Origin of the sequence: Bacillus ndiopicus (assembly GCF_000612805.1) — a bacterium.
Lineage (GTDB): Bacteria > Bacillota > Bacilli > Bacillales_A > Planococcaceae > Metasolibacillus > Metasolibacillus ndiopicus.
On record NZ_HG964403.1, the window covers coordinates 462,845 to 489,028 of the forward strand.

Here is a 26,184-nt window from a genome sequence, read left to right on the forward strand (position 1 = left end):
AGTGATTAATTTATCTTACTATTTTTATTATAATAGTAGTATATTTTTATTATTTAATTGAAAGGAGTATTTAGTCAAAAGTAATGCATTGTATTGAGGTATCAATTAGTTAGTTTAAAAATATAATAAGTTTCCCAAAAATGATGAATTTACATAAGGAGGAGTAGAATGAAAAAGAGACAGAGCATCCCATTAAAATTATCTTCTTTAATTATAGGGGTATTTATCTTATTATTCATTTCTTATATGTTAGTAACAGGAGCTATTATTAAGAAACAAAATACCGCTGACGCTGAAAAGTTAACATTAACAATGGCAGAGCAATCTACTTTGGAAATGAGTGAGCGCTTTAAAAAGGCCAGTACCGTGTTAGTTACAACGAAAGGTATGTTAGAAAATTTAAAAAATAGTAATGACCTATATACAGACGATGTTTTAGAAGTTATTGCTTCTAACTTACAAAATAATGAAGATATTATGGGAGCAGGAGCTGTGCTTGAACGTAATTCGTTTGAAGTTGATGCAATTGCTGAGGAGCAATATGTCGATGCGCAAGGTCGATTTATTCCGTATTTATGGAAGGAAGACCAATCAGTTTTAACAACAATACTTAATGATCTAGATGATAAACAAGCATCTGAATGGTATTGGATACCAAAAGAGCAAAAGCGCATGACACTAGTTGAGCCATACCCATACGAAGTAGATGGACAAACCGTACCAATGACTACTATTGCAGTACCTTTAATTGATTCAAGGGGAAATGTATTTGGTGCATTAACTGCTGATATTTCAATTGAATTTTTAAATGAATTGATTATAGCAGATACACCAGAAGGTGGCTATGCAGCGATTGTTTCTACTATTGGAGGGCTTGTTACTAATAGCTTAGGAGAAAGTGGAGGGAACGTTGAGTCATATAGTAACATTGCATGGGAATCGATTGAGAAACAAATGGCAAATGGCGAAACAGCAAGTATGTATGAATACTCTCCTCAATTAAAAGAGAATTCCTATACTATTTTCAAACCAATGGTTATAGAAGGAATCGAAGAAAAATGGGCAGTGCAATTAGTGTTACCAGAATCGGTTATTTTAGAGCAATATAATCAAATACAAACGCTTGCGATTATCTCTGCGATCATTATTATTGTTGTGATGGCATTAATTAGTATTTGGTATATTTATAAGCAGCTTCGACCGTTGAAATATTTACGAGCATCTATTGAGGCAGCAGCATCTGGTGATTTAACGAAAACAATTGATCCGAAATATATTAAGTATGATGAAATTGGTACTGTTACGACTGCTTATAATAATATGATTGAGCAAACAAGTGGCATTATTAAAGCAGTACAAAATTCAACTGAGACATTGAATAATGCAACGACACATGTAATGAATTCATTTAATGAAATTACAGCCTCAAGCGTAGAAGTGGCAACAGCAATTGATGAAATTGCACAAGGAACATCTAAGCAATCAGAGGACACAGAGGAAACAAATTATCGCATGATGGATTTGTCAGATGAGATTGATACACTATCATCTATTTCGAATAATATGGACGAGCTGTCTAAGCAAACGCAAGAGACGATTTCAAATGGAATGAATGAAGTTATTAGCTTGCGTGAACATAATGCAAAAACGAATGAAATGAATACGCGTATTCAGCAACAAATGCATGCTTTAGCAGCAGATATTTCTAATATTAATAATATCATTGCTTCAATTCAAGGAATTACAGAACAGACCAATTTACTTGCATTGAATGCAAGTATAGAAGCTGCTCGAGCAGGTGAGCATGGAAAAGGCTTTGCTGTTGTGGCGGAGGAAGTTCGTAACTTAGCAGAGCAGTCGAAGAAGGAAACTGAAATTATTCGTGAAACCGTTGCGGGTATTTTAGAAAACTCCAGACAAACGGTGGACGTTATTGACTCAAACGCTCAATTACTAGATATGCAAAATGCATCTGTTCAAAGTACTGAGAAAGCATTCGAAAATAATAGTGAGCTAACATTGTCAATTACGACAGCAATTGGTGAGTTAAAAGAGCATCTTGAGAATATGCTAGAAAATAAAAATCAGACAATAATGGCGATTCAAAGCATATCAGCGATTTCAGAGCAAACGGCTGCATCTGCAGAAGAGGTAAGCGCTACTGCGCAATCACAGCAAAACGAGCTGTTTCACGTATCGCAAGCTGTTATTGATGTAGAAAAAACGTCAAAAGAACTGCAAGAAGTGATTCAACGCTTTACTTTAAATGAATAAGAAAAGAAGATGCCCAGAAATGAATTTCTTTCTGGGCATCACCTTTTTAATATAGAAACATGTACTTCTGCAGCAGTCGCATTAAGATGCTCTCAAGGGGCTCAAAATGTCTTATCAGCTTCGCTTTTCTTTTTATCTGTTTAAACAGCAAACAGCATTTTACAGCACGGCATAGAAAAAGACATTATGCTATACTAAAAGGTAGAACAAATTGAAAGAAAAAGCGTCACTATATTAGATACATTGAATTAAAAAGGATGAATGCATAAGTGAAAATAGGAATTGTTGGTAACTACGGAAATGATAACAATGGGGATGAGGCAATTTTATTAAGCATTATTCGCCAGCTTGAAAAAGCCTTTAAAATCTCAACTGAAAATATCGTTGTATTTAGTAATAACCCAAAGCAAACAGCCCAGCGTTACAATGTACAAAGCTATCCGCTATATCATAAAAATGGCAATGCTCCAAAGACATTTTTTAAAACATATCGCGAAAACTCAAAGATTGTAAAGACATTAAATTTTGTCGTGATTGGTGGCGGCGGTATTTTAATGGATTTATATAAACGTGAAGCGCCACTTTATGGTTCATACGCGATGATGGCAAAAAATGCGGGTGTGCCATATGTGGTCTACGGTTGCGGAGCTGGCCCATTAAATACAGGACTTGGTAAATGGTTTATTCGCTATATGGCGAAACATTCACAAAATATTTCGGTGCGTGACCCGCAGTCGAAGGCACTGCTTGAGTCAATCGGTGTGAAAAGCGATGTTCATATTATTGGTGATCCAGCCTTTAGCCTAGAAGTAGAGCGTGAGCATTATAGTGAGCAGCCAAAGAAAGTTGGTGTAACAGCTGTACCATATTATAATGCATCGTACTGGCCGACTGGGGATGAAGAAAAATACCATAATTATATTGCAGGTATGGCGAAAAACCTAGACCGTATTATTGAAGAACAAAATGTTGAAATTACATTTTTTGCGACGAAATACCCGCAAGATGCAGACGTAACGAAAGATATTCAAAACCTGATGAAGTACGGTGAACGTACAATCATAATCGATGAAAATTGCCCACCACAGCGCATTTTAGAACTAACAGCAACATTCGATGTATTGATTGGTACACGCTTGCACTCACTTATTTTAGCGACTGATACGAAAACACCGATTATCGGCGTATCATACCATGTAAAAGTTAATGATTTCTTGCAAATGGCGGGGCTTGGTGATTATTCATTAGCGATTGATACACTACATGTGCGTGACGACTACTTCAGTACACTGTTTAATAAATTGCAAGTAGATTGGCCAGCAGCTAAAGCACTAGCTAAGGCAACAAATGATACCTTTAAAGAGAATTCCGCTCTTGGCCTGAAGCTATTACAGGCAGGTGCAAAGCAATGAAAAAAGCATTAATTATTAGCAATATGTATCCGACGAATGAGCATTTAGCTTATGGTGTCTTTGTGAAAAACCAAGTATCGCAATTAAATGAAGCGGGCATCGAAACAGTAATTGCAGTAAATGATAACCCTGCAACAGGCAAAAAAAACGTTATAAAAAAATATGCAAAATGGGCACTAAATGTACTAACAACATTTCGCAAAAATAGACACAATATTAGTCTTACACATGCACATTATGTTTTTCCCAGCGGCATGTTTAGCTATTATTTAAAAAAGCGCTATAATGTTCCGTATATTGTGACTGCACATGGTGGCGATATTAATAAAATGGCGAAGAAAAGTGCTCGTATTAAAGGCTATACTACGAAAATATTACAGCATGCTGACCATGTGATTGCAGTTGGTGAGGAGCTGGCGCAAACAATACAGGCGGATTATGGCGTCGAATCGGAACGCCTATCTGTTATGAGCATGGGCATTAATCGCAATGTGTTTAAACAAACGGACAAGCAACAAATGCAACAGGCACTTGCTATGGACCCTAAATGTACGAATTTTTTATTCGTTGGCAATATTATTGAAGAAAAAGGCGTAATAGAGCTTGTTACGGCGTTTCAGCAGCTTGAGAAGGTACATGCAGGCAAAGCTGTACTTTACTGTGTAGGTTCAACAAAGGATACCAGCTTTACTGCAAAGGTAAAATCGCTTGTAGAGAGTGAGCATATTCATTTTATTGAACCAATACCACAAGCTGAACTAGCCCGCTATTTCCAGGCAGCAGATGTTTTTGTCTTACCATCTTATATCGAAGGCTTAGGGCTTGTTGCGCTAGAGGCGATGAGTTGTGGAACACCTGTTATTGCATCTAGTGTTGGTGGCTTGAAGTACATGTTAGCAGATGGTGCTGGTGTGCTCGTGCCACCAAAGAATGCAGCGGCTTTGCAAAAGGCGATGGAGCAAGCTTTGGAAGGCTTAACAGTCAACGAAGAAAAGGTACAAGAACTCCTAATGCTGCATGATGCGCAAAATATTACTAACAGGTTAATCAAGATTTATCTCGATTCAGTTCATTAAATAGGGCAACGTAGAATAAATCCCTAAAAACGTAGAATAAATACGAAAAAACGTGGAATAAACTCAAGAAAACGTGGAATAAACCACAAAAAACAAGGGATTAACTCTCGAAAACATATCAAAGATAAGGATTGATGAAGGGTGAACCGCATTTTAAAAATTGTCGGGGCAGTAGCGGTTGTTAATATACTAGCTCGACTGTTTGGTTTTTTGCGTGATGTGATTATTGGTGGGCAGTATGGAACAACAGAGCTTGCTGCAAGTATCATTAATGCTTACACAATCCCAAACTTTTTATATTTAGTAATTGGCGGTGCGTTTACGACCGCTTTTATTTCGATTTATCATAAAACAGAAGCGTCGCTTACAGACTATATTCGTCGCACATTTACAACGATTGTTGTGTCAATTTCAATTATTTCATTACTGTTTATGGTATTTGCTGATTCAATTTTACACTGGTACTTCCAAGCATCAGCAGGCGAAGAATATGAGCGATTGAAATCACTTTATTATTGGATGATGCCATCGACGATTATGCTAGTCTTATCAACATGGCTGAGCGGTGTTTTGAATGTGCAAGGGAAGTTTCATCTATCAAGCTTTTCGGTGCTCGTTTATAATTTGTCCTTCTTAATTATTTCAGTTGGACTATCATTTATAATTGGACCAATTGGTTATGGAGTTGGCGCATTGCTTGGTGCAGCTTGTATGCTTTTTTTCCTTGTATTTGGTGTACGCAAAGTGGAGCATATGTCCTTCAAGCCGATGCTGCCAAATGCAGGTGATCAAAAAGAGCTGTGGAAAGTTGCTTTACCCATTATGCTTGGTGGCGCAACAGCACAAATGTATATTTTAATTCAACGCTTCTTTACAAATATTTTAGATGTTAGCACTGTATCTGCGGTGAATAATGCGACGAAAATGTCGCAGTTCCCACAGGCGATTTTGATGACAGCTGTAACGACGGTTATTTTCCCGTTACTTAGTAAAAAAGAGGGAGAAGGGGATACAACTTCCATTAAAGCCTTGTATTTGCGTGGATTGCGTTTGCTTTACATATTAGTAATGCCTGTATCTGTTTATTTTTATTTTCAAGCAGAGCCAATTACTCGCATGGTATTCGAGCGTGCTCAATGGGGTTCCGCATCGACTGCTATTACAGCACCATTGCTTGCAATATTTAGTATGACGATGTTTTTCCTAGCAGCGAATATGTATGTAACGCGTTTCTATTATGCAAAGGGTAATTCGATGACACCAGTTATTTTTAGCCTTATTACTGTATTTGGTGTGAATATTGCTGTGATTCAGCTTATGATAGGGCAGTATGGTGCAGATGCGATTGCGTGGGGAACGGTTGTCAGCGCAGTAGTGAATTTCCTATTGCTTGTTGCTTGGTTACAGTGGAAATATAAGCTGAAGCTTGTTGACAAAAATATGTTGCAATTTGCAAAAATAGTCTGCTTAACAGTGGGCTATATTGCAGTTACATGGCTTGTCTCAACATATGTTCATTTCGATTTCATTTGGCTACATGTTATCGTAACATTTATTATCACGATGCTTGGTTACGCCTTATTATTAGTATTACTTCGCTTCCAAGAGCTACAGCAAATCGTATCGAAAGTGAAGAAAAAAGTGTTAAAAAAATAACCTAGGGTACGTTTGATATATGCCCTTGCGATCATAGCAAAAGGGTGTCGGGGAAGTAAAAATTCCCCCAACACCCTCTTTTTAGTTTACTGTAATATGCATATACTGCCCTTTAGCTTTTGAATCCTTTAGTGCTGCAGGGTGAATGATTAGCATATATTGTGCATGCTCAGCAAGCGGTTTTGTTGGTGTTATGATGAGCTGCTTGTTATTTTGTACGATTTTTATTGGCACTGTGTTGTCACCAAGTGCTACAAGCTCGATTGCATTTGATGGGAGCTTAGTAGCGATAGGCTTGCTATAAGAAAGCGTTAAAGATTTACCATCTTTAGTTTTTACAGCAGTCAATGCTTCGTAGTTTTTGAGTTTACTAACAAGTGAATCAAAATGAGCAGTCATAATCGGTGTAGCTGTTGAGATATGTGGTTTTACTCCAACCTCGTTTATTATACTGCCGTGTGGACCAGAAAATTTCCCTATCGTTAGCTTTAAATAGCTGCCGTCTGAAAGTTCAAAAAATCCTTGCATTGTGCCTTTGCCATATGTTTTTTCGCCATAGATAATCGCTGACTTTTGGTCAACTAATGCAGCAGCTAGCATTTCTGATGCGCTTGCGCTATAGCGATTGACAAGTACACGTGTATCCTTAGGGAATTTTGTTGGCTGATAGATTGCATTGTGCACAGTTGTACCTGTTGATTCTTGTAATTTATAAGCATAGGGTGATTTAGGGAACATGCCTATTAATTGCTCGGCAGCCTCTACGTAGCCTCCACCGTTATCCTGAACATCTAAAATAAATGCTGTAGCTCCTTGCGATTTTAGCTCATTAAATGCTTTTTTTACAAGCTTTGACGCATCCTCTGAAAAAGAGCTTAAATGTATAAAGCCAACATTACCATAGAGAAGCTTGGTTGTTATATTTGGTAGGCTGAATGGCTGCCGAATAAGCGTCATGACTTTTGTTTGCCCATTTTGTAGTATACCAAGACGTATCGATGTATTTTTTTCACCAAGAATTAATGATGTTGCTTCTTGAATGGACAATGGAACAGTTGACTGTCCATTAATGCTTACGATAATTTGCCCACTTTGAATGCCAGCTTTATATGCACTACCACCTTTGATTACTTCTTTAATTAAAACTCCTTTATCATGCTTTTCTACAACGACACCGATACCAACAGAGGTCATTTCAATAGAATTTACATATTTCTCGAATTCTGACGCAGTGAAGAATGTAGAATATGCATCAAGCATCTCCATAACTTCTTGAATAGAAGATGCCTTTTGTAAGTTCCCATTAATCTTTCCGACATAGTCTGTTTTAATAATGGATTTTATTTCATCTAAAGTGTTCGCATTTGCTGTGATTGGTAATAATAAAAAGAAGCTAAAAAGTATTACCTTTAATAAGTTTTTCATTCGTCCACACCTTTATAAGTAGATATTTTATGCATTACGATACTTATTTTTAACGCTATGAATCATCAAACCAATCAATGTTGCAACAAAGGCGGGAATTAACCAACCGATGCTTTGCTTATATAATGGGAGGTTACTAATAATATTTTCATATGCACTGATTTCAATTCCCATTTCTTTTAAACCATCATAAATACTAATAACAGCAGTTGCTAGTAAAGGGAGTCCATAAACAACTGAGCTGTGCTGGAAACGATCTGCAAATAATGCTAACAACATGAGCACAATAGCAATCGGATAAATAGCTAACAAAATCGGTAGTGAATATGAAATGATCGATTTTAAGCCAAAGTTTGAAATGGCTAAACCTAATAGAGTAAACACTATTAAGAAAGTTTGGTATGAAACCTTTGGAAATAGTTTGTTGAAAAATGCGGCATTAGCTGATAGCAGTCCAACAGCTGTTGTTAAGCAGGCTAAAATAATTGTTGCAGCTAAAATAACGCTGCCTGCTTTGCCAAAAAGTGCTTTTGCAGCTTCTGCAATAATAATCCCACCATCGCTATGAAAGCCTATAACGCTAGTGCTCGTTACACCGATATACGCAAGTGATACGTAGACAAATGCTAAACCAAGTGCTGCCACAATGCCTGAGAAAATAACAATTTTAATTTGCTCAGCTTTTTTAGTTAAGCCACGCCCCTTTAATGCTTGGACAATGACGATACCGAATACAAGAGCAGCAAGGACATCCATTGTTAAATAACCTTGAATAAAGCTTTCGAAAAAGGGTGAAGTTTGATATTTTCCTTGCGATTCACCGATTGGACCGAGCGGTGTTATGACGCTTTTTGCTGCGAGTGCTAAAATAATTAGCAATAAAGCAGGTGTTAAAAATTTCCCAATGCGATCTACTATTTTTGAAGGATTAAACGCTAGGAATAGCGTTATAGCAAAAAATATGATAGTTGTGATTAATAGGGAAAGCGGATTTTCTGCCATTTGCTGTGATAAAAACGGCGCTTTGATTCCAATTTCATAAGATACAGCAGCTGTTCGAGGAATCGCAAAAAAGGGCCCAATTGATAAATAAACAATGGATGTGAAAATGATTCCGAAAAGTGGATTTACTTTACTTGATAGCTCATGCAAGTCTCCTCCGCTTTTTGCCACAGTTATAACCCCAATAAGTGGTAAACCAACGCCCGTAATTAAGAAGCCAATCATTGCTATTAAAATATGCTCTCCAGCTTGTTGTCCTAATAGTGGAGGGAAAATGATATTTCCAGCTCCTAAAAAAAGTGCGAATAGCATGAAACCTACAACGAGGTTTTCACGAATAAATTTCATGGTATGTTCTCTCCTTAAAATAGTGACTGACACACGTAGTATTCATACTAGCATACACTTTTTTTAAAGGCTTGGAAATGCCATTATAATAATTTAACTAAATGTTGCAAATAGTTAGTAATAATTCTATCTAATCCAACTTTAGTATATTTCTTTGATTACATTCAAAGAATCCTACAACATCTTAATCATAGAGAAGTCCTTTATGTAGTGCTTTTAGACTTATTTTTTCTCAATCGCAATCTATTGAATGATGAAAAAGTTAACAATAAGGGCAAATAGGCTATTGTGAATAGTTATAAATATTCGTTACAATAAAATCAATATTAGAGTGATAGGACGTTACATGAAAGTAGAAGGGACGGGGTTTGGATAATGGCAAGTAAATGGCAAGCTGCTGTTGCGAGTGCGCTCATGTTGTCAGCAATCATAGCGCCAGCAGTAGACGCAGCACCTTATCTGGTACAAAAAGGCGATACATTGACTAAAATCGCTAAAGAACATGAAGTAACAGTGCAGCAGTTAAAGCAATGGAATAATCTAAAATCAGATGCTATTTTCGTGAATCAAAAGCTTACTATAGCCAATCCAGAAATGAAAGTGAATAAAGAGGAGATAGTCGAAAAAGTTGTAGTTGTAGAAAAAACAATAAGTACAACTACATATACAGTGCAAAAAGGCGATACATTAGCAGTAATCGCACAAAAAAATAATATGACAATCGCGCAACTAAAAGAATTAAATAAGTTACAATCTGATGTGATTTATGTTGATCAACAGCTACAAGTGAATAGGACTGCGCAATTGAAGCAACTAGAGCAAAGAAAAGAGGAGCAGATAATTACAGTTGCACCTAGTACTGGTGGACAAGACATTTATAAGTATACGGTTGAGCTAGCTCATGAATTGATTGGGACACCTTATTTGTTCGCTGGAAACACTGTGGAAGGCTTTGATTGTAGCGGTTTTGTAAAATATGTTTATAGCAATGCGGGCTTAAATATTTCACGTAAAAGTAGCCTTGATTACTTTTTGCAGGATACCACAGCAGTAGAGCAACCAGTACCTGGGGATGTAGTATTTTTTAAAAATACATATATACCAAACATCTCACATATGGGCATTTATATAGGAGAAGATCAATTTATTCACGCCGGTACAAGTGGTGTTGAAATATCTAAAGTAACACAAAGTTACTGGGCAGAGCGATTTGTCGCATACAAACGTTTTAATGGAATTGAATAGCTAAAGGGATACTCACGATTGTGGGTATCTTTTTTTCCATTTTAAATGAAATATAACTTTACAAAAGAGATACATGTGCTAATTTATACAGATTTTCTATAAATAAAAAATGAAACAACATGTTATTTTTAGTTAATAGTGAGGGGCTTTTAATTATGAAAAACGCTATAATGTCAGATTTTCAATTCGAGTAGTCAATCTGATAGGTTCATTTCGGCTATAAAATATTACAAATGTTACAAAGTTGTAAGGTGAGGATAGATAATTATCTCTAATGTTTCATAAATAATGCAACCTGTTTGTAATAAAGATGTTTAAACGTTGATATAACAGGGTATATGATTAAGTCAGTATTTAACACAGAATATCATATGTGTAACTGTATTGTTACAGAACTGTAATGTTATAAGGGGATAACTCATGTTAATCTAATAACAGTTAAATTATCAGAAAACTATTCGGCTGTGTGGAGGATTATTAATGAGTTATAACAATATTTTACGAAGTACATTATTAACATTTTTAGCGGCTTTAGCTATTTTCTTATCACCTATTGGTAATGATAAAGCATCTGCTGCGGATTTCACTTCAAGTGATTTTAAAGCGACAGCACAAAAATATTTAGGTGTACCATATTTATATGGTGGTACTACAACAAGTGGCTTTGATTGCTCTGGATATATTCGTGCCGTATTTAATGATCTTGGTGTAACATCATTACCTCGCACTTCATCATCTATGTACGGTGTAGGTACAGCGGTTAGTAAAAATGATTTAATTCCAGGTGACTTAGTATTCTTTAATACTTCAGGTAGTGGTATTTCTCACGTTGGCATTTACTTAGGTAACGGTAAATTCATCCACTCACAAACAAACGTAGGTGTAAGTATTACAGATCTTAACGATAAATGGTATTGGGGTAGCCGCTATGTAGGTGCAAAGCGTGTTGCAGATGTATCGTTTGAATAATATATACTCTATACATAGTAAAATATACAGCTAGCAAAGACTGATTCATGAGGATTCCCTCGTGTGTCAGTCTTTTTTTGATAAATCCCAATATCTAATCAACACATTACCCAATGTATGTGAGTTGAAATTGAAATATACAAAAAAATCAACACTTGTCTCAAATAGACGAGTGTTGATTTTGGATTCTATTATTCTTGTGGCACGCGTGCTGTCCAACGTGAAAGGTCAATGCCTTTAATGTCTACTAACTGGGCTGGGAAAATAAATGTCCATGGCTTCGTTGTATTTGGTTGTACCGTTAAGATAGGATCAAGCTTGAATGAACCTTTTGCTACTTGCTTGTTACGTGCATCGATAATTTCAAGTGGGAGTTGTTCAAGGTTAATTGCTTTGTCGTTTCCGTTACGAATAAAAATCGATACATGTAAACTCTTATCATTTTGCAATTTTGCTTGTAAACCAGTAAAGTTGACTTCTGTTTTGCCAAGCTTCGGTAAATCCTTCACGATTTTTTCTAATGCTTCTTGCTGATCCTTCGGTAATTGTTTTTTCCAAGTTTCATCTAAATCAAGTTGATGACCACGTAAAGAAATTAAGTTGAAGGCGATTTTCCAGCCTTCTTCCTTCGGTGCCTCTGTTACACCAGACTCAAAAGAGCTTTGGTCAAATTCGAATACCCAAGGACGAGCACTTTCTGCTGGGATAATACCTAGTTCTTTAAAGTTAAACATTTTAGATGCAAGGCGTTTATCATCTTTATCTAAAATGAATAATTCGATTTCACCAAGCTCGATTGCCTCTGGTAATGAAGAACGGAAAAATGCTTTAACGTTCCAAGCGCCAGTGCGTGGATTTTCTTCTATATTAATTGCTGATAGTGAAAGCTGGTTCGGCTTTAATGGTTGTAATTCGTTTGCTAGGAAATTAAATACATATTGTTGCTCTAATGGCACATCCCACTGAGGGTGGTATGAAAGTTTTGTTACAACATCGCGATTATCCCCCGACTGTTTCGTATCCTTTAATACTTCTTTCGAGTCAATCGCACTGTCTGCTCCAACTTTGTCCCCTTTTTTGAAAAAATCAAATAATCCCATAGTTATTGCTCCTCCTGCTCTAAAATCGTTGAAATAGATTTCATAAATATTACAAGTTCTTCTACAATGCCACGGCGAAGTTCTTGGAAGTTTTTCCCGAATAATTCTAGGCCCTCACGTTGGTAAATACGCATAGGGTCTTCTTGTTGGTAGTGGCGTAATCCGATACCTTCCTTTAAATGAGACATTTGCTCTAAATGTTTCACCCATGCTGCATCAATGTAACTTAATACAACTTGTGGGATAACTCGCATAACTTGTTCGTTGCTTTGGAAGCTTTCGATAAAGTCACGTAGTTCAAATACACTTGTATTCAATGAATCTAAAATCTTTGTTACTTTTGTCTCTTTTCGATCGAGAGTAACAGGTGTTAATAATAAAGAATTAACTGTACTTTCCATTTTGTCAAAGTTCCATTCAAGTGGATCAACTTCCTCTGGCGCATTATCACGTACTGCAAAATCAACAGTTTCATACATCATACGTGTAATAAGGCTCAGTAAGTCATCACCAGCTAGAACTCTATCACGTAACTCGTAAATGATTTTACGTTGATCGTTAATAACATCATCCAGCTTTAAGTTGTATTCACGCATTGAGAAATGAGCGCCTTCTACGATGCGTTGAGTACGATTAATTAGCTCGATAATATCTTTATTCTCGATGCGTTTAATGTCATTTAAAGTCATTTTTTTACGGAACTTTTCAACCTCTTCTTTAGCGAAGCGTTTAAACATATCATCTTCTATAGACAGAATAAATTGGCTCTCCCCCGGGTCTCCTTGACGACCAGAGCGTCCGCGTAATTGGTTATCCACACGGCGGCTTTCATGCTTTTCTGTACCGATAACAAAAAGGCCACCAAGCTTTTCAACACCTTCACCTAAAACGATGTCAGTACCGCGACCTGCCATATTTGTTGCAACAGTAATGCGCCCTTTTTGGCCAGCTTCTGAAATAAGCTCCACTTCCTGCTCAACTGTTTTCGCATTCAATAGTTGATGTGATAAGTTATACTTTTTTAAATACTGTGATACTTTTTCAGATTGTAAAATTGACGTTGTACCGATTAAAACAGGTTGACCTTTTTCATGACGACGCAACGTTTCTTGTGCCACATACTCATATTTTGCCTCAACTGTTTCAAAGACGATATCTGTTTGGTCAATACGTTTGCGTGGTCTGTTCGTTGGGATTTGGATTACACGCATATTGTATACTTCTAAGATTTCTTTTTCTTGTGTTTTTGCTGTACCCGTCATTCCTGACATTTTCGGGTACATACGGAAATAGTTTTGAATTGTAACTTGTGCTTGCGCTTTATTTTCCTCCGTTACTTCAACGCCTTCTTTTGCTTCAATTGCTTGATGCAAGCCATCAGATAGTGTACGACCTTCCATGATGCGTCCTGTAAACATATCAACAAGCTCAATTTTGTTATCTCGAACGATGTAGTCTACATCGCGTTCAAACATTACATGAGCGCGCACAGCTTGAATAACGTAGTGATAAAGCGTTTGATGCTCTAAATCGTAAAGGTTATCAACACCAAATGCGGCTTCTACTTTTTCAATTCCCTGCTCTGTTAAAGAAGTAGCCTTTGTTTCATCGTCGAAATCATAGTCTTCGTCTACTTTGAAGCGTTTTGCTAGCATAGCAGCGATACGGTGTAGCTCTTCGTTTGCTGACATTTTGCCGGCGATAATAAGAGGTGTTTTAGCTTCGTCGATTAATACTGAATCGACCTCATCAATAATAGCGAAGTGATAAGGTCGTTGTACTTTATCCGCAATAGAATGTGCCATGTTATCACGTAAATAGTCGAAGCCAAATTCTGTGCCAACACCATAAGTGATATCAGCTTTGTAAGCCTCTTTTTTATCTGCTTGTTCCATCATCGGTACGTTCAAACCGACTGTTAAGCCGAGGAAGCGATGAATTTGTCCGATTAGCTCGTAGTCACGTTTTGCTAAATAGTCATTTACTGTAATTACATGCACACCTTTTCCTTCTAGTGCACGTACGTAAGAAGGCAGGGAAGCAACTAATGTTTTACCTTCACCTGTAGGCATTTCGGCGATATTCCCTTCTGTTAATACTAAGCCACCGATTAATTGAACGTCGAAATGGCGCATATTTAAAATACGCTTCGATGTTTCGCGAACGACAGCAAATGCGTCAGGGATGATTGCTGTAATTTCCTCGCCCTTTTCTAAGCGTTCTTTAAACTTGAAAGTCATGCCTTGTAGTTCTTCATCTGACATTGCAGCATATGTTGCTTCAAGTGCATTAATTTGATCTACTATTTTATAGTATCTTTTTAATTCTCGAGCACTCGTTTGCTCTTGATTCCGTTTAAAAATTGAGAACATTTTATTACGCTCCTTTGAAGTTGTCTCCTTAAAATAGCTAGCAGACACTAGCTTATTTTATCAGAAATTCAGCTATATTACTACTCATGGCCGACCGAACAATCAATATGATAAAGAGGCGAGGGTATAGTTTTCACCAATTTGAAGATAATATACAGTAATTTGCGAGAGAAAAACTATATTTTGTATATTAAACGTGTTATAATTATCATGGTTTATCATGCATCAGCAGAAATTCAGCTCTTTTCTAGAGGAAATCTGCGGGCATAGAAGTGATTATGACGATTAAATTTAAGGAGGAGAGACATGATTTACGTGTCTTTAATTGTCGCGTTTATTGCGGCCATTGTACTAACTCCACTTGTGAAGCGTTTAGCCTTTCGAATAGGTGCTGTTGACGCGCCGAATTACCGTAAAGTGCATGCTCGGATTATGCCAAGGTTAGGTGGACTAGCTATTTTTGGTGCGTTTTTAATCGGATTAGCCGTATTGCGACCTGAAAATGAATATACGTTAGCAATTATTTTAGGGGCGACGATTATTGTTGCAACTGGTGTTGTTGACGATATGTATGAAATTTCTGCAAAGGCTAAATTGATTGGACAAATTGCTGCTGCAGCGGTTATCGTGTTTGTAGGCGGTATTGATATTGACTTTATCAATTTACCATTCGGTGGTATGTTAAATTTCGGCTTTTTAAGTATTCCATTTACAATTATTTGGATTGTAGGTATTACGAATGCTATTAATTTGATTGATGGTCTTGATGGCTTAGCAGCAGGTGTATCAGCGATTGCCTTGATTACACTTGCAGGGATGGCTTTCAGTATGGGCAATATTTTTGTCCTTGTAATGGCGGCTATTTTAGCCATGAGTACACTCGGATTTTTATTTTATAATTTCCATCCAGCGAAAATTTTTATGGGTGATACTGGTGCGTTATTTTTAGGCTTTATGATTGCGGTTTTCTCGCTATTAGGGTTTAAAAATGTAACTGTAATCTCATTTATTATTCCTGTTATTATGTTAGGTGTACCGATTTCTGATACATTTTTCGCAATCGTTCGTCGTGTGCGTATGAAGCAAAAATGGTCAGATCCAGATAAATCACATTTACATCATCGCTTGCTTGATATGGGCTTCTCACACCGTCAAACAGTGTTAATTATTTACGGTATTGCAAGTATGTTCGGTTTAGCAGCGGTTATCTTCTCGATGTCTACAGTGTGGGGCGCTATTTTATTAGTGACAGTTATTTTGGTGGCTATTGAGCTATTCGTTGAAATTATCGGCTTGGCGGGGAAGAACTACAAGCCATTACTGAATTTAGTGCGTATTTTTAACAAATAAAATTAAGCTGTGGAGAAATTGGATATTTTTCTTTATTTCTCTACAGCTTTTATTTTGAAGAGGTTTCCTTGCAAGTTCTAATAAATCTGGACTAAAGTTAGCCACGGCGAAGTTGATATTTTAGATGTAGTTAAAAGTGGATAACACATAGCACTAAATAAAATAAGAGGCATCAGGTTGTGATTACCTGATGCCTCCGTTTTGTTTTGAGTAAAAAGACTTAAATCTCAAGAGATTATTGTTGATCTGCTGTTGTTGATGTTTCAGATTGCGTTTGCTCTGAGCCACTGCCTGCTAATGACGAGCCGCCTGGAAGATTTTTTGCATCTTCAGTTAGGCCAAGGTGGCTTTTTAAAATTTCTTTTGTATCGCTTAACGATTGTTCATCAAGCTGGTAGTAATATATACCAGTTGACATATCGTCATAGCCTTCTACAGTCAATGAATCGATACGTGGGACGCCTTGAGTTAAATAGCTGAAGAAACCTTTCATTTCTTTAAATGTCATGTTTGTTTTCATGTTTGCTCCAACTGCATCGATTAGCTCATCATATTTTGTGATTGATGATACTGATGCTGCTTGTTGTGCAATAGCTTTTAAAATTTCTTGCTGGCGTTTGCCACGCTCCATATCGCTATCGCGTTTACGAGTACGTGCTAATGCTAATGCTTCGCGTCCATTTAAATGTTGTAAGCCAGGCTGTAAGTTCACTGTATTACGGTCGAATTCATCTTTTTCAAGCATTGCATAAGGTACTTCTGCTTCAATACCACCAAGGGCATCTACTACATCAATAAATGCATTGAAATTCATACGAACGTAATAATCAACTGGAATATCGAATAATTCTTCAACAGTTTCGATTGTTGCTAATGTGCCACCGAATGCATGGGCGTGTGTGATTTTATCTTTATACCCTACGTAAGGAATATAAACATAGGAATCACGAGGAATACTTAATAGTTTAACTGTTTTTGTTTTGTTATTTAATGTTGCAAGTAATAGTGCATCTGAGCGTGAACCTTCTGCACCTTGACCGCGTGTATCGCTATCATCAATACCGACGAATAGCACGGATACATTATCCTGTACGGGTTCAACTTTTATTTCAGTAGGTCGCTTCGTAGAAACTTCACGATCTTCAATTTCTTCATATGCTTGATCTACTACATGCTCTGCTTTTTTCGTTAAGTACATACCATAAGCTGTTACACAAATTAGCAGAGATGCAGCTAGTATTAACGTTATTTTAAGAACGAGAGAAAGCTTAGAAGGTTTCTTCTCTTTTTGCTTTGAACGTTTCATTTTCATTCTCCTCTAGTGTGTTAGGAATATATCATTTGTCTATGAGCAAAATTACAATACTACTAATTATACTATGCTGCGTCATAACAGTAAACGGGAAATATTTTACTCGCGAATAAATTCGACAAATTGTTTATCGAAACAGTCGATTATTGCTTGTCCATTCGTCAATTCTGTCATCCATTCAACAAAAGTTGCTTCTTCATCCTTTAAAACATACGCAAATACTTCGACAGCGTCTGCATATTGGATTTCCTTTAAAGTGTAATGTGAATTTCGCACTTCATTTTCAACTTTACCTAGCCATGTATAATCAATTGATACTTTCATTAAATGATGCAATTTACGTTCTACGACTTGTGCTGCATCTAGACCCTCTGTGGTTGCTTTCCCATAGGCTCGAATTAATCCGCCGCCTCCAAGCTTAATACCACCGAAATAACGTGTTACAACAACAACTGTATCTTTTAGACCTTGCTTTTTCAATACTTCTAACATAGGGACGCCGGCAGTACCACTTGGTTCCCCATCATCATTCGCTTTTTGAATATTATCATGCTCTCCTACTAAATAGCAGGAGCAATTATGGGTAGCGGAAGGGTGCATTTTTTTTATTTTATCAATAAAATCAATCGCGTCCTGTTCGGTTTCGGCACGATTAACGTAAGCTATGAAGCGTGATTTTGAAATGACAATCTCCCTTTCCCCATAGCCTTTTACAGTTGCATAATCTTTTCGCATTGTGTTTCCTCCTTATAAATAATTAATTGCGTCGAGGGCTCTACTTAGATTTCCCCAAAATAAAAAGCAAAAAAATAATATATTAATTTAAAAAAGTGATAAATAGTACGATACATATAAATGAGATTTATTTTTAAGCCTTCTATTGAATATCTGTTAAATATACGATATTTTTGATAGTAGCTAGTGCGGAAAGCTACTATTATAAAGTATCTTTTGGAGACAAAGGATAAATTTCTCATTAGAGGTATAAAAATAAATATTCTATTAATCTAAGTATGGTGTTATTGTTTGACAATGTTCATTAACTATATGTAAAGTTTGATTCAGCACATATAGATGTCCAAGAGAATGGGGAGATTTTGTGTTTTTAAATGAAAAATTTGATATCGCCTCACTCGATGTTATTTTTAACCGCATGCTTGAAACAATTATGAGCTCTAAAAACGATATATTTATTATAAGCGAACAAAGTCAACGTAGCTTCGAAGAAATGCAAAAAGAACTAGCTGCAATTCGAGAAGAGATAGCAATTGTTATTGACGAAGCGGACTACTTAGAAAAAACTACTCAGCACGCAAAGCAGCGACTTGTCGTTGTGAGTAAAGCATTCAACACGTTCACAGAAGAGCAAGTGCGCGAAGCATACGAAACAGCTAACAGTTATCAAATAAAGCATTTGCTCATTCAGGAAAAAGAAAAGCAGTTGCGCGAACGACGTGATGATTTGGAACGCCGAATGAAAATACTCTATGATACGATAAAACGAGCTGATCAAATTGTCAATCAAGTAAATGTTGTAGTCAATTATTTAACATCAGATTTAAAGGAAGTAGGCCAAGCGCTGGAGCAAGCTAAAATTAAGCAGGATTTTGGTATTAAAATTATAGCTGCACAAGAAGAAGAACGAAAACGCTTGTCGCGTGAAATTCACGATGGACCTGCACAAATGATGGCAAATGTTTTAATGCGCTCGGATTTAATTGAGCGTATTTATCGAGAAAAAGGTATGGATGCTGCGATTAAAGAGATTGCACATTTAAAATTAAATGTGCGTGAAGCTTTGTCAGAGGTACGTCGAATTATTTACGATTTGCGTCCTATGGCACTGGATGATTTGGGCATTTTACCAACGTTGAAGAAGTACTTGTCAACGGTTATGGAGTATAATGAGGGTGTTAATATTCATTTCCAAACCATGAATCAGGAAAAAAGATTGGATTCCAATTATGAAGTGGCGATTTTCCGTTTAATACAAGAATGTACGACAAATGCTATTAAGCATGGTCAAAGTACAGAAATATTCGTTAAGATGGAATGGCTGAAGCACGTTGTAAATGTTAGCGTGAAAGATAATGGTATAGGCTTCGATAAAGAGCTAATAAAGGATCAGTCATTTGGTATTATAGGCATGAAGGAACGAATCGATATTTTAGACGGTAAAATGAATATTCGTAGTGAAATTGGGAAAGGGACACTTGTAACATTTAAAATACCTTTTCCAGATGACGAAATATAGAGTATAAGCGATAATTAGGGGGAAATATTTATGACAAAAATTGTAATTATAGATGACCATCAACTTTTCCGAGAAGGAGTAAAGCGCATTTTAGATTTCGAGGATACTTTTGATGTAGTAGCTGAAGGTGATGATGGTGTAGATGCTGTTAGTATATATCGCGTGAATACACCTGATGTTGTCTTAATGGATATTAATATGCCAGGTAAAAATGGTGTAGAGGCGACGCGTGAATTAATCGAAGAATTTCCAGATGCAAAAGTAATTATGCTATCAATTCATGATGATGAATCATACGTAACGCACGCATTAAAATCAGGTGCATTAGGCTACATGCTGAAAGAAATGGATGCGGATGAAATTGTAGAAGCGATTAAGGTTGTAGCAAACGGAGGCTCTTACTTGCATCCAAAAGTCACAAAAAATTTAGTTGCAGAGTTCCGCCGTCTATCTGAGCATGAAAATAATGGAAACTTCCATCAAACAGAAATTCGCCGCCCATTCCATTTATTAACAAAACGTGAATGTGAAGTGTTACAGCTTCTTACTGATGGACAAAGTAACCGTACAATCGGTGAAACATTATATATTTCTGAAAAAACGGTAAAAAACCACGTATCAAGTATTCTTCAAAAAATGAATGTAAACGACCGTACACAAGCTGTTGTAACAGCAATCAAGAGCGGTTGGGTAGAGGTTCGCTAGGAAAAATCCCTGTAAATGCAGCAGACATTTACAGGGATTTTTCATGACGAAAGAAATTAAATGTATTTTGTAGTAAAAAATTTCGAAGTCGAGATGAAACTTCATATTTGCTAGCGCGTCTATATGAGACGAAATATCAAATGAGCAGTTGTGCATGATATATGCTACAATATGTGCGCAGGAGGTTTTGAAGAAGATGAAAAAATGGTTGATAATGCTGGTGGGAGTATTTATGCTAACGGCATGTGGAGCTAAAGAAGAACAGCCAAGTGCGGAACAAGCGGCTGATAGTATTGCAAAAGAAGATATTGGCTTTGAGGTGATGGGGGATGAAGTTATAGCAGCTTCAGACGTACCAGATGCTGAGCGTGACAAAATAATAACAACTTTCAATGAATATATTGAAGCTCATAATACGAAGGATGTTGACCAGTATAGTAACACGCTTTCTAAAAATGCAACGGGCTTCGACTATGAAAAGGATTTAGCTGAATTGCAAAAATCTTTCGCTACTTACACGATTGATCTTCAAGCAGAGGATATTACGATTATTAAGTATGATGGTAAGGAAGCTCAAGTATACGCCAATTTAACAAGGAAAATTACTGAGGACGAAACCGGAACAGAGTTTTCAGATAAAGCACGCCAAGTAACAGTTTTAGCGAATGAAGATGGCATCTGGAAAATAACGAATATGGCTAGAATTCAAGAAATTCCTGATAGTAAATAATATAGAATTTCAAATGTTGGGAAGTTGAACTAGTGTTTTACGGTCAAGTTCGAAATTCTTGGATTTGGGTTTTATATAATTTTATGTTCCACTTTGAAGCTACTTAAGGTAGAATTATCTTGATTCAGCAAAAAGCTCCTACTTCAAGTATGTGGTGAGATGAAGGTTAAATAACTTTTCATTCAATGGGTGTTCAAACAAAAGCTGAATCAAAATAAAGCCTCTGGCGGATGTCACAGATTTTGAGAAGAAGTTTTCGAGTGATCTCGAAAAAATCTGGACTTAGGTGAGCTGAGGCGTAATTGAGGAAGGCAGAGGAGTGGAATAATTGATGAAAATTGCAATTGTAACAGATAGTACAGCTTATTTAACAGCAGAGGAACGCAGTCGTTATAATATTCATATGATTCCTCTAAGCGTTAATTTAGAAGATGGTATCTATGAAGAAGAGGTAGAAATTACGACTTCTGAATTTTATGATAAAGTGCGAAACTCTAAAGTTTTTCCAAAAACAACACAACCACCAGTTGGTAAATTTGTCGAGCTGTTCGAACAGCTTGCAAAGGATTATGATGAAGTAATTTCCATTCATTTATCCAGTGGGATAAGCGGTACATTCCAAGGTGCAGTACAAGCTGGGGATATGGTGGAAGGTATTAAAGTAACTGCTTTCGACAGTGAAATTGCTTGTTCACCCCAAGGGATGTATGTAATAGAAGCGGCTAAAATGGCTGAGCAGGGCGCCACTGTTGAGGACATTATAGCGCATTTAGAAAGTTTGAGACCAACGCTAGGTGCTTTTTTTGTCGTAGATGATTTAGGTCACTTGCAGCGCGGAGGCCGCCTATCAGCTGCGGCGGCATTAATCGGAGGTTTACTACAAGTAAAGCCTGTACTACATTTCGTAGATAAAGTAATCGTGCCATTCGAAAAAATCCGCACACGCAAGAAAGCATTGCGCCGAGTTGAAGAGCTATTAGCAGATGCAGTAGCAAAGCATGGTGATCTACAAGCAACAGTTATCCATGGCAACTGTGAGGAAGAGGCGGCTGAGTGGATGCAACAATTACAGGCTGCACACCCAAATGTAAGCTTCAAGCTAAGCTACTTCGGACCGGTAATCGGCACTCACCTAGGTGAGGGTGCCCTAGCAGTAGGCTGGTTAAAAAAATAATATTTAAAAGTCTCTACATTTTGAATGTAGGGGCTTTTTGTTTTTGGGGAGGGGAGTAACGCTAATAAAATGGGTAAAAACGCTAATAGAACAAAGAGAAAATGCGGATATATGGGAGAGGCGCAGATAAATCATGGAATTCGCAGATAAATCACGGAAAACCGCAGATAACATGTGAAATTCGCAGATAAGTTATGAGAAACCGCAGATAACACGTGAAATTCGCAGATAAGTTATGAGAAACCGCAGATAACACGTGAAATTCGCAGATAAGTTATGAGAAACCGCAGATAACACGTGAAATTCGCAGATAAGTCATAAGAAACCGCAGACAACACATGAAAAACCACAAAAAGGGGGAAAAAATATGCAACGCCGAACTAAAAAAGCACATTATCTAGGCTTACTTCTTCATCCTTCAGCCATTCATTCAATGATTGGACGTATTATGCGAAGAGAAGACCTGCCTTATACTTCAAAACTTATCAACCTCTATATAGAACGGGGGCTTTTAAAAACACAGCCAGCTATTTCAACAATACAAGGCTTGCTCAAAACACATTTTCGCTGTGAGCGATGTCTTAATACGCAATCGGAGAAATTCATTCATTTTCATTGTGCAAAATGTGAGCAAGTTTGTACCTATTGTCGACATTGTATAACTATGGGGCGGATAGCTAGCTGTACACAGTTATTGACATGGGCGGGGCCCTCACCACAGCATCCAAAAAAGCATCAATTTAGTTGGACGAGTACACTTACTGAACTGCAACAACATGCATCACTTGAATTAGCCGCCAGCATTCAGCAAAAACGTCAGCATTTGCTCCACGCAGTATGCGGGGCTGGTAAAACGGAGATACTTTTTCAACCAATCTACAATGCATTACAAAAAGGATTTCGCATTTGCGTCGCGACACCACGAACAGATGTTGTGCTAGAATTAGCGCCACGTCTACAGAAAGTATTCCCAACAACGATGATTCATGTATTATACGGTGGAGCGCCAGAGCAGCAGAGCTATGCCCAGCTTGTTATTGCAACGACACATCAATTATATCGTTTTGCCAAGGCTTTTGATGTAATGATTGTAGATGAAGCGGATGCCTTTCCTTACACTTTCGATGAATCGCTACAAAAGGCGGTATATAAAGCAAAAAAGCCTGATGCACCTATCACTTTTGTTACTGCAACACCATCTTCCAAACTACTCAAGCAACGCGATGGCTACTCCTTCCTACCTAGGCGCTATCACAACCACCCATTGCCTGTTCCACGATTCCAGTCGCTCTGGCGCTATAAGCGGCAATTCAAAAAAGATAAATTGCCAAAGCAGCTACGACAATGGGTGGAACAACGCATTGAAGCAAAGCAGCCATTTCTCATATTTTTCCCCACAATTGAAATGCTAGAGCAGGCATTACCACTTTTTTCGCCAAATATTTTAGGGGTACACGCAGAAGATCCAACACGCAAAGAGAAAATTCTTAAGCTACGTAACGCAGAAATCCAAGGGTTATTAACAACAACAATTTTAGAAAGAGGAATTACAATTGCTAACTTGCAGGTGGCGGTAGTTGGTGCCGAGAATCCAATTTTTACGGCGAGTGCACTTATTCAAATTGCTGGTCGTGTTGGGCGTGACGAGCAATATCCAACAGGTGATATCATATTTTTCCATCATGGTATCTCGCTCGAAATGGATTTAGCAAAGCAGGAAATCCAACGTTTAAATGAGGTGGCAAATGAATAAGGAAGTAACACATTGTTTATTATGTGAGCGTGAGTTGCAGCAAGTAATTACTTGGCAAACGTTATTTGAGCGTAGCTGGCCACCTGTTATATGTGAGAGGTGTGAGGCGAAATTTGAGCGAACACACTATACAACAGAGGAGCTTACAACGATCTTTTATTATAACGATGCAATGAAGAATTTTTTAAGACAGTACAAATTTTCCCAAGATATTATACTTGCGAAAGTTTTTAGACAGGAGTTAAATAAATTATTACGTAATCGCAGCGAAACGATTGTTCCTATCCCGATGAACCCATTAAAAAAGAAGGAGCGTACATTTGCACATATCGATGAGCTATTACATGCAGCAGAAATCCCTTATGAGCATTTACTTGAAAAAACGACGACAGAAACACAAGTCGGTAAAAGCAAGCTACAGCGCCAACAAGTAGCACCGCTTTTTTCTTGTACAAAAGAACTAGCTGCTAAGCACTACATTCTAATAGATGATATTGTAACTACAGGTACAACAATTGCACATGCAAAAAAGGCACTGCTTGATGCAGGGGCGGAAAGTGTGACAGCAATTGTCTTAATAAAAGGATAACAAAATAATAATAGTTTATTGTATAATGAAAGAAATTAAAGGTGGCATTTAGGAGGAAAAATTATGGCAGAGATTAGAAATTGTCCAGAATGCAATGAATTTTTTAATTACACAGGCCTGCGAGATGTATGTCATAAATGCGCACAAAAAGAAGAGGATTTGTATCAAATCGTCTATCGTTTTTTGCGCAAGCGTGAAAATCGTGCAGCAAACGTTGAGAGAATTGAAGAAGCAACAGGTGTAAAAAAGGATTTGCTATACAAATGGGTGCGTAAAGGTCGTTTGCATCCAGCGATGTTCCCAAATTTAGGCTATCCTTGTGACAACTGTGGTCGTCTTACTACAACTGGGAAGCTTTGCGATAACTGCCAAAATGATTTGAAATCTGATTTGCGCACATTCGATGCCGCAAAGGAATTCCGTGACAACATCGCAGAGCGTGATAAAGGGGCATATTTAGCAGATAGGAAAAAATAAAAGTAGCACAGACAAAATCAGCATCGATTTTGTCTGTGTTTTTTCGTTGAATTACAAATATCAACTAAACAATATTTAAACAATACCGAAATATAATATAGAAGAATTTTGAAAGGAGGATGACGTATGAAAATCAATCCTATTAATTTAAAAGCAATTAACCCATATAAAGCGCAGCCACGACCTGTAAAAAAGGCAGAGCAAGCAGCGTCCTTTGCGGATAAAATTGAAATCTCTTCAGCTGCGAAAGGGATGCAAGTAACGGCTGATTATAATACAGAGCGCGCGGTACGAGTACAGCAGCTAAAGGCTGATATCGATTCGGGTGAATATAAAGTGAACGCTCGACAAGTAGCAGAGGATATGCTGAAATATTACCGTTTCTAAAATTCCCACTAAAGGAGCATACATGATATGTCAGTGCTAGCTATACTTGAAAAACTTGAACGTATGCACAAAAGCTTATTAGAGCTTGCAAATAAAAAAACAGTTGTTATAAAAGCTAATGATATAGAAGCACTGGATGAGCTGATTAAAACGGAGCAGGCGCATATAGCGGCGATTAATACACTTGAACAACAGCGTCAGTTGATGGTAACGGATTACCTTCGAGCAAAAGGAATTGCTTACACTGACAACCCAACTGTAACAGAGTTAATTGACGCCATCGATAACAACGAGGAAAAACAGCAGCTAAGCGCTACTAGAGAGCGTTTGCTTACGTTACTAACAGAGCTAAAGGTACAAAATGACTTGAATCAAAAGCTTGTCTATCAATCATTGCAAATTATAAATATTCAATTAGAGCCATTCCGACCTCAGCGCTCAGATTCATTTAACTATTCGGGTGATGAGGTGCGCGGTCAATCCAATCAAAGAAAAGTAACATACTACGACTCACAGGCATAAAGCGCTTGTAATGCAGAAATTACAAGCGTTTTCGCTTGAACTGATAGGAGGA

At 37.3% G+C, this 26,184-nt stretch carries 22 protein-coding genes; 16 read left to right on the forward strand and 6 right to left on the reverse strand.

Annotated elements, in window-relative coordinates; genetic code table 11:
• Nucleotides 1–168: 168 nt before the first annotated feature.
• From TY13_RS02045 to murJ, 4 genes are all read left to right on the forward strand, one after another.
• Complete coding sequence (locus tag TY13_RS02045) at nucleotides 169–2,274, forward strand: methyl-accepting chemotaxis protein (RefSeq protein WP_042471031.1); 2,106 nt, start codon at nucleotides 169–171, stop codon at nucleotides 2,272–2,274.
• Nucleotides 2,275–2,543: 269 nt separating this feature from the next.
• A complete protein-coding gene (locus TY13_RS02050) occupies nucleotides 2,544–3,686 on the forward strand; it encodes a polysaccharide pyruvyl transferase family protein (RefSeq protein ID WP_042471034.1) in 1,143 nt (380 codons plus the stop codon).
• The gene (locus TY13_RS02055) at nucleotides 3,683–4,762 is read left to right on the forward strand and encodes a glycosyltransferase (protein ID WP_042471037.1); all 1,080 of its coding nucleotides are present in this window, start codon (nucleotides 3,683–3,685) and stop codon (nucleotides 4,760–4,762) included. Before TY13_RS02050 ends, TY13_RS02055 begins: the two co-directional genes overlap by 4 nt.
• A 141-nt stretch (nucleotides 4,763–4,903) precedes the next feature.
• Nucleotides 4,904–6,418, forward strand: a complete 1,515-nt coding sequence (murJ, locus tag TY13_RS02060; protein ID WP_042471040.1) for a murein biosynthesis integral membrane protein MurJ — start codon at nucleotides 4,904–4,906, stop codon at nucleotides 6,416–6,418.
• Nucleotides 6,419–6,499: 81 nt separating this feature from the next.
• On the opposite strand, the gene TY13_RS02065 is transcribed toward murJ, so the two are convergent.
• Both TY13_RS02065 and brnQ read right to left on the reverse strand, forming a co-directional pair.
• The gene (locus tag TY13_RS02065) at nucleotides 6,500–7,843 is read right to left on the reverse strand and encodes a S41 family peptidase (RefSeq protein ID WP_042471042.1); all 1,344 of its coding nucleotides are present in this window, start codon (nucleotides 7,841–7,843) and stop codon (nucleotides 6,500–6,502) included.
• Nucleotides 7,844–7,870: 27 nt separating this feature from the next.
• Nucleotides 7,871–9,193, reverse strand: a complete 1,323-nt coding sequence (gene brnQ, locus TY13_RS02070) for a branched-chain amino acid transport system II carrier protein (RefSeq protein ID WP_042471045.1) — start codon at nucleotides 9,191–9,193, stop codon at nucleotides 7,871–7,873.
• Nucleotides 9,194–9,568: 375 nt separating this feature from the next.
• On the opposite strand from brnQ, the gene TY13_RS02075 reads away from it, so the two are divergent.
• Complete coding sequence (locus TY13_RS02075) at nucleotides 9,569–10,438, forward strand: C40 family peptidase (RefSeq protein ID WP_052344204.1); 870 nt, start codon at nucleotides 9,569–9,571, stop codon at nucleotides 10,436–10,438.
• Between the two features lie 480 nt (nucleotides 10,439–10,918).
• Nucleotides 10,919–11,407: a C40 family peptidase gene (locus tag TY13_RS02080; protein ID WP_042471051.1), complete on the forward strand. Its 489-nt coding sequence runs from the start codon at nucleotides 10,919–10,921 to the stop codon at nucleotides 11,405–11,407.
• A 191-nt stretch (nucleotides 11,408–11,598) separates the two neighbouring features.
• On the opposite strand, the gene TY13_RS02085 is transcribed toward TY13_RS02080, so the two are convergent.
• On the reverse strand, nucleotides 11,599–12,507 hold the full coding sequence (locus TY13_RS02085; RefSeq protein ID WP_042471053.1) for an accessory Sec system S-layer assembly protein: 909 nt from the start codon (nucleotides 12,505–12,507) through the stop codon (nucleotides 11,599–11,601).
• A 2-nt stretch (nucleotides 12,508–12,509) separates the two neighbouring features.
• Nucleotides 12,510–14,879, reverse strand: a complete 2,370-nt coding sequence (gene secA2, locus TY13_RS02090) for an accessory Sec system translocase SecA2 (RefSeq protein ID WP_042471055.1) — start codon at nucleotides 14,877–14,879, stop codon at nucleotides 12,510–12,512.
• Between the two features lie 306 nt (nucleotides 14,880–15,185).
• Here secA2 and TY13_RS02095 point away from each other — a divergent pair, with 306 nt between their 5' ends.
• Nucleotides 15,186–16,229 (forward strand): glycosyltransferase family 4 protein, encoded by a 1,044-nt coding sequence (locus TY13_RS02095; RefSeq protein WP_042471058.1) that lies wholly within the window; start codon nucleotides 15,186–15,188, stop codon nucleotides 16,227–16,229.
• 235 nt (nucleotides 16,230–16,464) lie between these two features.
• Here the strand turns inward: TY13_RS02095 and TY13_RS02100 are convergent, their stop codons facing one another.
• Nucleotides 16,465–17,535, reverse strand: coding sequence for an LCP family protein (locus tag TY13_RS02100; protein ID WP_042471060.1), 1,071 nt, complete (start codon nucleotides 17,533–17,535; stop codon nucleotides 16,465–16,467).
• A 105-nt stretch (nucleotides 17,536–17,640) separates the two neighbouring features.
• Nucleotides 17,641–18,276, reverse strand: a complete 636-nt coding sequence (locus TY13_RS02105) for a YigZ family protein (protein ID WP_042471063.1) — start codon at nucleotides 18,274–18,276, stop codon at nucleotides 17,641–17,643.
• 364 nt (nucleotides 18,277–18,640) lie between these two features.
• On the opposite strand from TY13_RS02105, the gene TY13_RS02110 reads away from it, so the two are divergent.
• The 9 genes from TY13_RS02110 to TY13_RS02150 all read left to right on the forward strand — a co-directional run bounded on the left by TY13_RS02110 (nucleotide 18,641) and on the right by TY13_RS02150 (nucleotide 26,132).
• Nucleotides 18,641–19,795 carry a sensor histidine kinase gene (locus TY13_RS02110; protein WP_074432914.1) on the forward strand — a complete coding sequence of 385 codons (1,155 nt, stop codon included), beginning with the start codon at nucleotides 18,641–18,643 and terminating at the stop codon, nucleotides 19,793–19,795.
• A gap of 30 nt (nucleotides 19,796–19,825) precedes the next feature.
• Nucleotides 19,826–20,500: a response regulator transcription factor gene (locus TY13_RS02115; protein ID WP_042471065.1), complete on the forward strand. Its 675-nt coding sequence runs from the start codon at nucleotides 19,826–19,828 to the stop codon at nucleotides 20,498–20,500.
• A gap of 196 nt (nucleotides 20,501–20,696) precedes the next feature.
• On the forward strand, nucleotides 20,697–21,230 hold the full coding sequence (locus tag TY13_RS02120) for a nuclear transport factor 2 family protein (RefSeq protein WP_042471067.1): 534 nt from the start codon (nucleotides 20,697–20,699) through the stop codon (nucleotides 21,228–21,230).
• 331 nt (nucleotides 21,231–21,561) lie between these two features.
• Nucleotides 21,562–22,404 (forward strand): DegV family protein, encoded by an 843-nt coding sequence (locus TY13_RS02125; RefSeq protein WP_042471069.1) that lies wholly within the window; start codon nucleotides 21,562–21,564, stop codon nucleotides 22,402–22,404.
• Nucleotides 22,405–22,771: 367 nt separating this feature from the next.
• Nucleotides 22,772–24,157, forward strand: coding sequence for a DEAD/DEAH box helicase (locus tag TY13_RS02130; protein WP_052344205.1), 1,386 nt, complete (start codon nucleotides 22,772–22,774; stop codon nucleotides 24,155–24,157).
• A complete protein-coding gene (locus tag TY13_RS02135; protein ID WP_042471072.1) occupies nucleotides 24,150–24,746 on the forward strand; it encodes a ComF family protein in 597 nt (198 codons plus the stop codon). Before TY13_RS02130 ends, TY13_RS02135 begins: the two co-directional genes overlap by 8 nt.
• A 63-nt stretch (nucleotides 24,747–24,809) precedes the next feature.
• Nucleotides 24,810–25,223: a TIGR03826 family flagellar region protein gene (locus TY13_RS02140; RefSeq protein WP_042471076.1), complete on the forward strand. Its 414-nt coding sequence runs from the start codon at nucleotides 24,810–24,812 to the stop codon at nucleotides 25,221–25,223.
• A 126-nt stretch (nucleotides 25,224–25,349) separates the two neighbouring features.
• Nucleotides 25,350–25,610, forward strand: a complete 261-nt coding sequence (gene flgM, locus TY13_RS02145) for a flagellar biosynthesis anti-sigma factor FlgM (protein ID WP_042471078.1) — start codon at nucleotides 25,350–25,352, stop codon at nucleotides 25,608–25,610.
• Between the two features lie 27 nt (nucleotides 25,611–25,637).
• Nucleotides 25,638–26,132 carry a flagellar protein FlgN gene (locus TY13_RS02150; RefSeq protein ID WP_042471081.1) on the forward strand — a complete coding sequence of 165 codons (495 nt, stop codon included), beginning with the start codon at nucleotides 25,638–25,640 and terminating at the stop codon, nucleotides 26,130–26,132.
• Nucleotides 26,133–26,184: the final 52 nt, after the last annotated feature.

Bases quoted from the DNA above. Each gene is read 5' to 3' on its own strand.
- TY13_RS02045 (WP_042471031.1), top strand. From the start codon at position 169: ATGAAAAAGAGACAGAGCATCCCATTAAAATTATCTTCTTTAATTATA.
- TY13_RS02055 (WP_042471037.1), top strand. From the start codon at position 3,683: ATGAAAAAAGCATTAATTATTAGCAATATGTATCCGACGAATGAGCAT.
- TY13_RS02065 (WP_042471042.1), bottom strand. From the start codon at position 7,843: ATGAAAAACTTATTAAAGGTAATACTTTTTAGCTTCTTTTTATTATTA.
- brnQ (WP_042471045.1), bottom strand. From the start codon at position 9,193: ATGAAATTTATTCGTGAAAACCTCGTTGTAGGTTTCATGCTATTCGCA.
- TY13_RS02075 (WP_052344204.1), top strand. From the start codon at position 9,569: ATGGCAAGTAAATGGCAAGCTGCTGTTGCGAGTGCGCTCATGTTGTCA.
- TY13_RS02080 (WP_042471051.1), top strand. From the start codon at position 10,919: ATGAGTTATAACAATATTTTACGAAGTACATTATTAACATTTTTAGCG.
- TY13_RS02085 (WP_042471053.1), bottom strand. From the start codon at position 12,507: ATGGGATTATTTGATTTTTTCAAAAAAGGGGACAAAGTTGGAGCAGAC.
- secA2 (WP_042471055.1), bottom strand. From the start codon at position 14,879: ATGTTCTCAATTTTTAAACGGAATCAAGAGCAAACGAGTGCTCGAGAA.
- TY13_RS02095 (WP_042471058.1), top strand. From the start codon at position 15,186: ATGATTTACGTGTCTTTAATTGTCGCGTTTATTGCGGCCATTGTACTA.
- TY13_RS02100 (WP_042471060.1), bottom strand. From the start codon at position 17,535: ATGAAACGTTCAAAGCAAAAAGAGAAGAAACCTTCTAAGCTTTCTCTC.
- TY13_RS02105 (WP_042471063.1), bottom strand. From the start codon at position 18,276: ATGCGAAAAGATTATGCAACTGTAAAAGGCTATGGGGAAAGGGAGATT.
- TY13_RS02115 (WP_042471065.1), top strand. From the start codon at position 19,826: ATGACAAAAATTGTAATTATAGATGACCATCAACTTTTCCGAGAAGGA.
- TY13_RS02120 (WP_042471067.1), top strand. From the start codon at position 20,697: ATGAAAAAATGGTTGATAATGCTGGTGGGAGTATTTATGCTAACGGCA.
- TY13_RS02125 (WP_042471069.1), top strand. From the start codon at position 21,562: ATGAAAATTGCAATTGTAACAGATAGTACAGCTTATTTAACAGCAGAG.
- TY13_RS02130 (WP_052344205.1), top strand. From the start codon at position 22,772: ATGCAACGCCGAACTAAAAAAGCACATTATCTAGGCTTACTTCTTCAT.
- TY13_RS02135 (WP_042471072.1), top strand. From the start codon at position 24,150: ATGAATAAGGAAGTAACACATTGTTTATTATGTGAGCGTGAGTTGCAG.
- TY13_RS02140 (WP_042471076.1), top strand. From the start codon at position 24,810: ATGGCAGAGATTAGAAATTGTCCAGAATGCAATGAATTTTTTAATTAC.
- flgM (WP_042471078.1), top strand. From the start codon at position 25,350: ATGAAAATCAATCCTATTAATTTAAAAGCAATTAACCCATATAAAGCG.
- TY13_RS02150 (WP_042471081.1), top strand. From the start codon at position 25,638: ATGTCAGTGCTAGCTATACTTGAAAAACTTGAACGTATGCACAAAAGC.